The organism is Shewanella sp. 10N.286.45.A1 (assembly GCF_041470405.1).
Taxonomy (GTDB): domain Bacteria; phylum Pseudomonadota; class Gammaproteobacteria; order Enterobacterales; family Shewanellaceae; genus Shewanella.
Genome location: NZ_JBFRMK010000146.1, coordinates 1 through 10,359 on the forward strand (window position 1 = coordinate 1; position 10,359 = coordinate 10,359).

The window sequence follows — 10,359 nt, forward strand, 5'->3', positions numbered from 1 at the left end:
GACGCGGTACTCGAAGAGGGTGAATGGAAGGTGTTAATGCGATTTAATAAGGCTAGAGGGCATAAAGGAAAAGGAGCACCAAGCCTAAAATGGGCGTATCAATCAATCGCAAAACTGGGTGGTTTTACCGATACCAAGCGAACAGGTATAGCAAGCTGCGCGGCCGTTTGGGAAGGTTGGAGTACATTGCAGTCTCATGTTGTAGGCTATCGAGTCGCGAAAGAAATGGTGGCTGATGGTGAGAGCTTATAAGATCTGATCAAGAGACAGGTATTAGAGAGCGTCCATCTCATCAGCCATAGTTAATGGGATCAATCGCGACCTCCTACTACACTTGATTTGAGCATTTAACAAGGAGGCTGCATGCCGAGACAAAGACGAACTCAAGGCAAGAGCATTATAAATGCTCTTGACATCCTAAATAGAGGGCGTTCAATATTCTCATTAACTGGCCAACAAAGTTATTACTTGTTTGAATTTCAACCTAAATGATGTAAAAAGTGCGTATTCATAATCTGATAACGTCATAAAACTGCTCTTTTTCATTCTAAAATTGATTAAAAATCGTAATGCTCTTACCGTGAATTTCGATAGCGCTATCGAAATTGAGCGCTCTGAGGATTAACTTTTATAGTCATTTTTTATCGAAAAAACATCAAAAAGATACGTTGCTGCTTTTGGGATTATATTCCAAAACCGTAAAGTCAAGTAGAGCAAAAGTATGATTTACTGATTATTTACATATTGTTTCATTATTAAGTTAAAGCCCTTTAGTTGCCTATTTAACTATCAGTTCGCTCCTAGGATGAGTTTTTGTCAGTGTTTACCTGAATAAGGTGAATGCTTATTTAGGTTTTCCTTAATTTACAAGATTCTCCCTTCTGTTTAAAAAGCAACCTATCGATGTGTTGTTTTCTAATTACGCTGTAAATAGGATGTATTATCATTTACATTCGTGTAGCATAAATGTAAATTAAGGTGGTTCACATTTAAATGGCTAGCAACTAGCAATTATTAGGGTATTTGTATGCAACTGAATAAATCGATTTTAGCAACAACTATTGCACTCTCAATGGGGTTACTTACGGCATGCGGAGGTTCAGATTCCTCAAGTCCTGAACCAACCCCAGCACCAGTAAATAGTGCCCCTACAGATGTTGTACTTTCAAATGCAACTGTTGACGAAAATACCGCAAATGCAGTTGTAGGTACTTTGTCAGCGGTCGATGCTGACAGTGGCGATACGCATACTTATAGTGTAAATAGCGATAAGTTCGTGATTGAAGACAATACATTGATGCTTGCTGAAGGCGTTATTTTAGAAGCTGACGGTGTGGAGTCATTAGAGTTAACAGTTGAAATAACTGTAACTGATAGTGATAGTGATAGCTTCACAAAAGAAGTCACACTTACCATTAATGATGTAATGGATCGTTATGAATTTGACAGTAAGCTTAACGACGGTGAGTCGAGCGTATCTTATACTGGCCAGAATGCCCGTCATATTTTGATTGCTGAGCTTAATAGTTATATTAAGAACAAGTTGGAAGCTGATATTGATAGCGGTGATTTAGCCGATAAAGCCGCAGTATTAGCTCAATTAAACTACTTTTACAACCCAGATGCAGACACTGAATATCCAGACCTGCCAATTACCTTCATTGATAACTCAAAGGATGGTCTCCTTTCTGATTTAACGGGGTACAAAAACCTACATGGGAAGCTGGCTGGTAACGATACTGGCGGGCAGCATCAAGACTGGAATAATGGTGATTTTGCAGGTTGGGGAGCAAAAGGCTCAACAACGCCATCAGCATTGATAACAACACTATTCGATCGCCTTGCAGATAACGCAGCAGCTAAAATCAGTGGTAGCGTCCGAAAAGATGTACTCGGTAATGATATTGCTAAAGTTTATGTTGATGAAAACGGCGTTGATTTAGCGCAAATGATTCAAAAATTCTTGCTTATGGCTATTACATACTCACAAGCATCTGATGACTACTTTGGTGTTGATACAGATGGTAAAGGCTTAACAACCGACAACATTAACCCTGCTAAAGATGGCGCAGCTTACAGTAATCTAGAGCATCAGTTTGATGAAGGTTTTGGTTACTTTGGGGCCGCTCGGAACTACTTAGAATATTCCGATGTTGAAATTGCGGGCAAAGTATCTGCTGATAATGGCCGTGCAGATTGGAATGGTTCCCACGATACTGATGGCGATGGAAAAATAGATTTACGCAGTGAGTATAACTTCGGTCAATCAGTTAATGCGGCCAAGCGCGATATGGGGACTGCAGATAATGCAGCAGCTACCGATTATACCACTCAGGCTATGACAGCATTTATCGCTGGCCGTAAGTTAATTAATGACAACGTCGGTACCGCGCTAACTGAAGCACAGCTAGAAGATCTTAAAGGCCATGCCATGAACGGTCTTGATGCTTGGGAGCGTGCCATTGTTGCAACAGTGGTTCATTACATAAACGATGTAAACGGTGATTTAGCGGCGCTAGCAACTGATGGTGATAGTGCAGATTTTAACTATGAAAACCTAGCGAAGCACTACTCTGAAATGAAGGGGTTTGCATTAGGATTACAGTTTAGCGAGTACGCAGGTATTAGCGACGCAGATTTTGAAAAACTGCATATGCTGATGGGAGATGAGCCAGTGTTGACAGGTGATGTGGATGCTTATATCGCAGATCTCACCGAAGCTCGTGGAATATTGCAAGCAAGCTATGAACTTGATGCAGACAATGTGGCTAACTGGTAACCCTAAAGGGGTCATTCACGCCGCTTAAGGCAAAAAGCTTGGTGCTATCTGGTACCGAGCTTTTGTTGTTTTTGAACTAAGGGAAAATTATGCCAAGTCAACACCGCTATTCATTGCTAAGTATTGCTCTTATGGGAGTATTAATAAGTGGTTGTAATGAAAGTACCAGCAGCGATGCTGGTGCCGATTATGGCAACCAAGACAATACGTCATCAGACTTCGACCAACAAGCACTTATCGAAAACCTAGTAGATGGTGTTATTACACCAACTTTTGAGCATTTCGTGAGTGTGAGTGAGCAACAGATTACAGATATTAATAATTACTGCACCGCGGCTAGTGATTATGAGCAAGACACAAGTGATAGTTCTGCACTGACCCAGGCGAGTACCAATGCTAAAAATAGCTGGAGTAATACTATGTCTGTGTGGCAACAGGTAGAGATGATGCAGTTGGGGCCTCTGCTTAATGACGATGGTGCATTACGTAATAAGATTTACTCTTGGCCAGTTATAAGTCGTTGTGGTGTTGATTTGGATATAGTCTCATTTGAAAATAATGATATAAACGGCGTGCCTTACGATATAGCATCTCGAACTCCAGCTCGTAAAGGCTTAGATGCTATAGAGTATTTACTGTTCAATCAGAGCTTTGAACATAGTTGTAGCGGTTCGGTAACACCCGCTGGCTGGGATAATCGAACTGATAACAACCGACGTGTTGCACGTTGTGAATTTGCTAATGAAGTTGCCCGAGATATCAATTATAACGCTCAACAACTACTTTCTCAGTGGAGTGGGCCACAAGGTTATGGCACCACTTTAAAGCAAGCAGGTGAAACAGGTAGTCGTTTTGACACTGTGCACGAAGCAGTAAACAAGCTCTCAGATGCTTTGTTTTATATCGATAGTGTCACTAAAGATGGCAAGTTGGCCACGCCGTTAGGGCTTTTTGCGAATAGCTGTGGAACGAGTGTATGCGCTCAAGATGTTGAATCGCCGTTAGCTAATCATTCTATTGAAAATATCACTAGTAACTTGGAAGCTCTGGACGCACTTTACACTGGTAAAGAGGGTTTAGGCTTTGATGATTATTTGATTGATGAAAATGATACTGCCACAGCGCAAGCACTGGGTGAACGGATTACAACGGCATTGGCCAATAGTCGAAGCTACCAAACTAGCCTTGCAGAATCTCTAGTCGCAGATGAGAGTAAAGTGCTAGCGACTCATAATGATGTAAAAGCAGTAACAGATAAGCTTAAAAATGAGTTTATTAATACCCTTGCTCTTGAGTTACCACAAACTTCTGCGGGAGATAATGATTAATGAGTACCTTGCCCATTACCCAAAAGTTGAGTCTCGTATTAGCTATTCAGTTGGCTTTAACAAGTCAGGTTTTAGCTGCAGCAGATGAGGTTAAATCAGATAAACAAAGCGTTAATGATAGTTATATAGAAAAGATGCAGATTATCGGACGTGATCAGCGTTTAAGTCGCCAGACTGGGTCGGAAACCTTGATCGATGAGTTAGAGCTAGAACAATTTAAATTCGACGATATCAATCGTATTTTATATAGCGTGCCAGGAGTCAATATTCGAGAAGAAGACGGCTATGGTTTACGTCCGAATATTGGCTTCCGGGGAGCAACTCCCGAACGCAGTAAGAAAATTAACATAATGGAAGATGGCGTCTTAGTCGGGCCAGCGCCATATTCAGCTGCATCCGCGTACTATTTTCCTATGACTGCAAAAATGACCTCTATTGAAGTATTCAAGGGGCCAGCAGCAATTAAATATGGCCCGAACACTGTAGCAGGATCTCTCAATATGGTGACAAGAGCTGTACCTCAGAGCTCTGAAGGACTAATGGATATTTCTGGCGGCAGTGATGGCTTTGCCAAAGCGCATGCCTACTACGGTAATACTATCGACAACTTCGGCTTTTTAATCGAAGGAGTTCACGTCCGTGCAGATGGTTTTAAAGAGCTCGACGGCGGTGGTGATACAGGATTTGAGAAAAGTGACGTTATGGCTAAGTTGCGATACGACTTAGCGGGTAAAACGATTGACCAAGTTTTTGAATTAAAAGCTGCATACGCCGATGAAACATCTAACGAGACCTATTTAGGGTTAACGGATGATGATTTCAATGGTAACCCTAATCGACGTTACGCCTCTAGCCAGCTTGATAATATGGACTGGACTCATACTCAGGTACAGTTTAATTATTTCATTAGTGGTGAAAGCTTTGACATTACGACTCGGGTTTATCGAAATGACTTTGAACGCGCCTGGTATAAAATCAATGGCTTTAAAGGTGGGCTAGTTAATCGTAGTTTACAAGAGATCTTGGCAGCTCCAGAAAAAGATGAAGTTAATAATCGATTTTATCAAATTCTAACTGGAAATGAGAATTCTGTTGCCGAGTACGAAAAGCTTGTTCTAGGCAACAATGATCGTACCTACTATTCTCAAGGCATACAGTCTGATGGTAACTGGCAGCTACAATTACTTGGACTCAGCAATGATTTTTCAGCTGGTGTTAGATTCCACCAAGATCAGATAGAGCGTAATCACACAACTGATAACTATGTCATGAGTCAAGCTAACCTTGTCAGTGATGGTAGCGAGACACAAGCTGCAACGACTGACCGAGAGAAAACTGATGCTTGGTCTGTTTATTTACAAGACACTATTAGTTGGGATGCATTAGATATTACAGCTGGCGTTCGTGGTGAATATATCGATGCTCATTATCAAAATCGGGCAGCAGGTAGTGAGCAAGATTATCTCAATAAAACAACCAGTATTTGGTTACCAAGTTTTAGTGCGTTTTATACATTGTCTGACAACGCTGGGTTATTGTTCGGTGTCCATGAAGGTTTCTTGCCAACCAGCCCTAAACAAGACCCTAGTATTGAAGTTGAAAGCAGTATTAACTATGAGCTAGGTGGTCGTTACAATGATGGTAATTTCAACTTAGAGTTAATTGGCTTCTTTAATGATATTAGCAATCTCAAAGAGGGATGCCAGTTTTCAAGCTGCGGCAGTGATGATGATACCGAGTTCAACGGTGGTGAAGTCGATGTACTTGGGCTTGAGCTGAGTAGTGGCTATTCAGTTAAGATAAATGATGCACTAGAACTCCCAATATCTTTATCTTATACCTACACACAATCTGAGTTTAAAACCAGCTTTGAGTCAGGCTTTGATATGTGGGGGACGATAGAAGCAGGTGATGAGTTACCTTACCTACCTGAAAACCAATTAGCAGTGAATATTGGCTTAGTGAGTGATAGTTGGGATATCAATATGATAGTGCGTTACATTGGTGAAATGAAGGAGGCTGCTGGTGATGATGTTGTACTTTCTGGTAGCACTACAAAAGCACTCACTGTCATGGATATGTCTGCGAGTTACGACTTTAATCAATACGGTTTAGTTTACGTTAAAGCTGATAATCTGTTTGATACACAAGAAATTGTTAGTCGCCGCCCTTATGGAGCACGACCAAGCAAACCGCAACAGTTTCAAATAGGTTATCAATACCGCTTTTAGGCAGTAGGCGGTGATGTTTTGCATCACCGCCATGTTGTTGCTGGAGTTAAACATCGATACTATTAGTCAATTTTTGACCTCAAATCTAACTGACTTACTTAATTATCCATTTGATACCAGTAAGCGAATTTTTGTCGGCTACCTTCTCGGAGCTATTGTATTGGCTTTGCCTGTGTATTTTGCTAATCGTAAAACTGCATTCGCTGGGCCAGCATCAATCTCTGGTTTTAGGCAGTTCTTATTACCTAAACATGTGTTTTGGGCTCCGTCAGCTAAACTCGATTACCAACTATTACTTGTGAATAAGCTGATTAAAGCGGCGTTATTTGCCCCGTTAATGCTAACTATGGTGCCAATAGCATTGTGGGTATCATCTGGACTCGAGTCATTGTTTGGTCATCGCTTATTGATAGAAGCCCCCCCATGGGTTGTTATGAGTTTATTCACTTTACTGTTGTTTATTCTTGATGACTTTAGCCGTTTTGTGTTGCACTACATGCTACATAAAGTACCTTGGCTGTGGCAGTTTCATAAAGTGCACCATTCCGCTACAGTGCTCACACCATTTACAATATATCGTTCGCATCCTGTAGAAAGTTATCTCTATGGCTGCCGTATGGCACTATCTCAAGGCTTGGCGGTAGGCATTGGATATGCGCTGTTTGGACCTACGTTAAAAATGTATGATGTGTTAGGGGCCAATGTGTTTGTATTTGCATTTAACGTATTAGGGGCTAATTTACGTCATAGCCATATTTGGTTTAGCTGGGGGGATCGTTTAGAAAAGTGGTTTATCAGCCCCGCTCAGCATCAGGTACACCATAGCGCCGCGATAGAACATCGTGATACTAACTTGGGTTCAGCTTTAGCTGTTTGGGATCGCGCTTTAGGATGTTTAATCTTGGCAAGCAGTGTTCAAAAGCTCACTTTAGGTATTGGCGACTTTAATGGGCACAATAATCTTTGGGGGATTTATAGCGATCCGTTCATCCAAGTTTACCGGCGCTGCCGTCAACACTTACAGCGTTTTTGGCATAAGGTATAACTCTTCGCTGAAGTCATCGGGTGAGTCAAATTTCAATCATGGTATACAATGCTCGGCCACTTTGAAGGCTAACAAGATTGTTGAGTGATTATGTTCCTAAGTTCTTTCTTTAAAAAAGCAGACCAATCAGTTGTCATCGCTCCAGAACAAGCAAGTGAGTTTGCTAAAAGCGTTGCCCATGATTTCAATCCAATCCATGACGTTGCCGCAAAGCGTTTTTGTGTACCTGGCGATCTGCTTTTCTCTTTAGTATTAAATGAATATGGTTTAAGCCAGAAAATGACCTTTAATTTTGCAGGTATGGTGGGTGATGGCGTTAAGCTGCAGTTCCCTGCTGCAGTTGAAGAAGATTTCGATATTAGAGATGACAAAGATAAATGCTATCTAAATGTACACCGTAGCGGTGACGTTCGTCATTGTGATGTGCAAATAGAGTCTTTTATTCGCAAGTATGTGGCTTTTTCAGGCCTTAACTTTATGCATATTTTGGTGCCGATGATGAAGCAGCGCCAGATGATGATTAACCCTGCAAGACCATTAGTCATTTATGAAAGCATGTCTTTTGACTTATCGACGCTTGATTTTACCGAGGTTGAGTTGACTTTGGTTGAACAAGACTTAAAAATTGAAGGTAAGCGTGGCGATGTCACCTTAACTTTCGAGCTGCACAGCGGCGACAAGTTAGTGGGCACCGGTATTAAAACCCTGGTTATGAGTGGCCTACGCCCCTATGTTGATGATCAAGCGCAGCAGATGTTTGATAAATATGAAGAGCGTCGCCTCAGCTACGCTGGCTAAGCAATAGCGCTTAACTTACCATCGGACAGTCGATAACGATTGCTGATAAACCGACTAATGACACTGGTGATTAGTCGGTTTTTTGTTTTTAAGCGATGATTAAAGCAGCAGCCAATCCCATTTGATCTTATGAGTGAATAAACTGTGAGCTGGCTCACTTGAGGCTAACCGTTAGATGACGCATTCTGTTTGACCCATTAGCTTTTATATAAAAGCTCATGGGATCCGTTCGGATGAAGGTAGCAGGAGAGTGGGGAGTAACCCCACACCGACGAGGCAACTTTGTTAACGCTTAGGCGAAACAAAGCACTCTTTCAGGTGCCACTTACATGGTGAGGACTGTTACTGGACGAGCCTCTGGAGAGACTGTGAGCAATTAGGCGTTCGTCAGCTTGATTGTCACACAGCGCCGAAGGCGAAAGTGTTAGCATTTTTTGCTAACGCGAAACGCTCAGGCAAAAGGACAGAGGAGAGGATGACTGTGTTAACTTTTATCAAATCGATATTAGTCACTGTCGTTTGCTGCTGCGCCTTTTCTGTCCTCATTCGAGGCTGATAAACCGTTTGCTGCGCTCGGCAGCACGCTACACTAGCCATTTCTTTTCCTCCTCCGATTATTAATAACTCCTATTTCAAACTGTTTGAATATAGCGAGTTCTGTTGTTTAATACTCGAGGAATACCATGAATTTTGAAGCACTTCTAGCTGATATCAACGCCATTGTTTGGGGGCCTGTCACCCTCTGTTTACTGGTTGGTACCGGCCTTTATCTCACTATCCGATTAAAGCTGATCCAAGTTTTTAAACTGCCTTTAGCACTCAGTTTGCTGTTTAAGCCAGCAAGTGGCAAAGGTGATCTGTCCTCTTTTGCCGCGCTATGTACCGCGCTGTCGGCAACCATAGGTACTGGGAATATAGTCGGGGTTGCCACCGCGATAAAAATTGGTGGTCCAGGGGCACTATTTTGGATGTGGTTAGCAGCCTTTTTTGGCATGGCAACCAAATATGCTGAATGTATGTTGGCAGTTAAATACCGTACCACAGATGCTCGTGGCAATATTGCTGGCGGCCCAATGTATTACATTGAACGTGGGCTAGGGCTTAAGTGGTTGGCAAAAATATTTGCTGTATTTGGTGTCGGGGTCGCCTTTTTTGGGATCGGTACCTTTGCACAAGTTAATGCGATTAGCGATGCAATGACTATCGCCTTTGACGTACCCGCTTGGACAACAGCCATCGTGCTGACGCTAATGGTTGCAGCGGTCACTTTAGGTGGCGTCAAACGTATTGCCAATGTGGCGCAAAAACTGGTGCCGACAATGGCGCTAGGCTATGTGTTGGCTTGCATTTGGATTTTGGTTCTGTTTGCCGATCAGATAATGCCGGCACTCCAACTCGTGCTGCACTCAGCCTTCACACCAATATCGGCAGCGGGTGGTTTCTTAGGGGCGACGGTTGCTCAAGCATTGCAAATTGGTATTGCTCGCGGGGTGTTCTCTAACGAGTCTGGCTTAGGTAGTGCCCCCATCGCAGCGGCAGCGGCCAAAACCAATGAGCCTGTAGAGCAAGGCATGGTGAGTATGACGGGCACATTCTTCGACACCATTTTAATCTGCACCATGACAGGTTTAGTGCTGATTATTACCGGCGTTTGGAGTGGTGACACTGCGGGGGCTGCCATGACCAGCGCCGCATTTGCCGCCGGAGGCTCAGCGATTATCGGCCAGTACGTGGTGACCATTGCCTTGGTTTGCTTTGCCTTTACCACTATTTTAGGTTGGCATTACTATGGCGAGCGTTGTTGGTACTACCTAACTGGTAAGCGCCTAGGAGAAAAAGGCATTAAGTTATATCAGCTGACTTTTCTCAGTTTGATCGCCGTGGGCGCCTTTATAAAACTTGATCTTATTTGGATGTTAGCCGATACGGTTAATGGATTGATGGCGATTCCAAACCTAATCGCACTTATCGGTTTACGACATGTGATTATGGCGGAAACCGACAAGTACTTTGTTAAACGGCGTGCAGCAGTACTTGATGAATTGCGCACTCAATAGCTTGCTCTGCGGTAGTCGATAATACCAATCAGTATAAGAAGTTGATCTACTCAGAGCGTTTTTGGCACGCTAATTCAAGGCAGGCTAATTCAAAGTGAGTAATGACATAATGGTTGTTCCC

6 protein-coding genes, 1 pseudogene and 1 riboswitch are annotated in these 10,359 nt (G+C 42.6%); all 7 genes and pseudogenes read left to right on the forward strand.

Annotated features, from left to right (window positions below):
• Positions 1-252 (forward strand): annotated as a pseudogene (locus tag AB4238_RS11990) (IS4 family transposase); the annotation flags it as partial.
• Positions 253-1,027: 775 nt separating this feature from the next.
• Positions 1,028-2,779 carry a DUF4856 domain-containing protein gene (locus AB4238_RS11995; protein ID WP_372033651.1) on the forward strand — a complete coding sequence of 584 codons (1,752 nt, stop codon included), beginning with the start codon at positions 1,028-1,030 and terminating at the stop codon, positions 2,777-2,779.
• Positions 2,780-2,868: 89 nt separating this feature from the next.
• On the forward strand, positions 2,869-4,107 hold the full coding sequence (locus AB4238_RS12000; RefSeq protein ID WP_372033652.1) for an imelysin family protein: 1,239 nt from the start codon (positions 2,869-2,871) through the stop codon (positions 4,105-4,107).
• Entirely contained in the window at positions 4,107-6,338 is a 2,232-nt protein-coding gene (locus AB4238_RS12005; protein WP_372033653.1) for a TonB-dependent receptor family protein, read from the forward strand. Before AB4238_RS12000 ends, AB4238_RS12005 begins: the two co-directional genes overlap by 1 nt.
• A gap of 61 nt (positions 6,339-6,399) precedes the next feature.
• Positions 6,400-7,383 carry a sterol desaturase family protein gene (locus tag AB4238_RS12010; RefSeq protein WP_372033656.1) on the forward strand — a complete coding sequence of 328 codons (984 nt, stop codon included), beginning with the start codon at positions 6,400-6,402 and terminating at the stop codon, positions 7,381-7,383.
• 90 nt (positions 7,384-7,473) lie between these two features.
• Positions 7,474-8,181 (forward strand): DUF3581 domain-containing protein, encoded by a 708-nt coding sequence (locus AB4238_RS12015; RefSeq protein WP_372033654.1) that lies wholly within the window; start codon positions 7,474-7,476, stop codon positions 8,179-8,181.
• A 347-nt stretch (positions 8,182-8,528) separates the two neighbouring features.
• Positions 8,529-8,658: riboswitch (glycine riboswitch) on the forward strand.
• Positions 8,659-8,864: 206 nt separating this feature from the next.
• Positions 8,865-10,238 (forward strand): alanine/glycine:cation symporter family protein, encoded by a 1,374-nt coding sequence (locus tag AB4238_RS12020; protein WP_372033655.1) that lies wholly within the window; start codon positions 8,865-8,867, stop codon positions 10,236-10,238.
• Positions 10,239-10,359: the final 121 nt, after the last annotated feature.

What these genes read in the sequence shown, in the direction of transcription:
- AB4238_RS11995 (WP_372033651.1), top strand. Translation starts at nt 1,028, where the DNA reads ATGCAACTGAATAAATCGATTTTAGCAACAACTATTGCACTCTCAATG.
- AB4238_RS12015 (WP_372033654.1), top strand. Translation starts at nt 7,474, where the DNA reads ATGTTCCTAAGTTCTTTCTTTAAAAAAGCAGACCAATCAGTTGTCATC.
- AB4238_RS12005 (WP_372033653.1), top strand. Translation starts at nt 4,107, where the DNA reads ATGAGTACCTTGCCCATTACCCAAAAGTTGAGTCTCGTATTAGCTATT.
- AB4238_RS12020 (WP_372033655.1), top strand. Translation starts at nt 8,865, where the DNA reads ATGAATTTTGAAGCACTTCTAGCTGATATCAACGCCATTGTTTGGGGG.
- AB4238_RS12000 (WP_372033652.1), top strand. Translation starts at nt 2,869, where the DNA reads ATGCCAAGTCAACACCGCTATTCATTGCTAAGTATTGCTCTTATGGGA.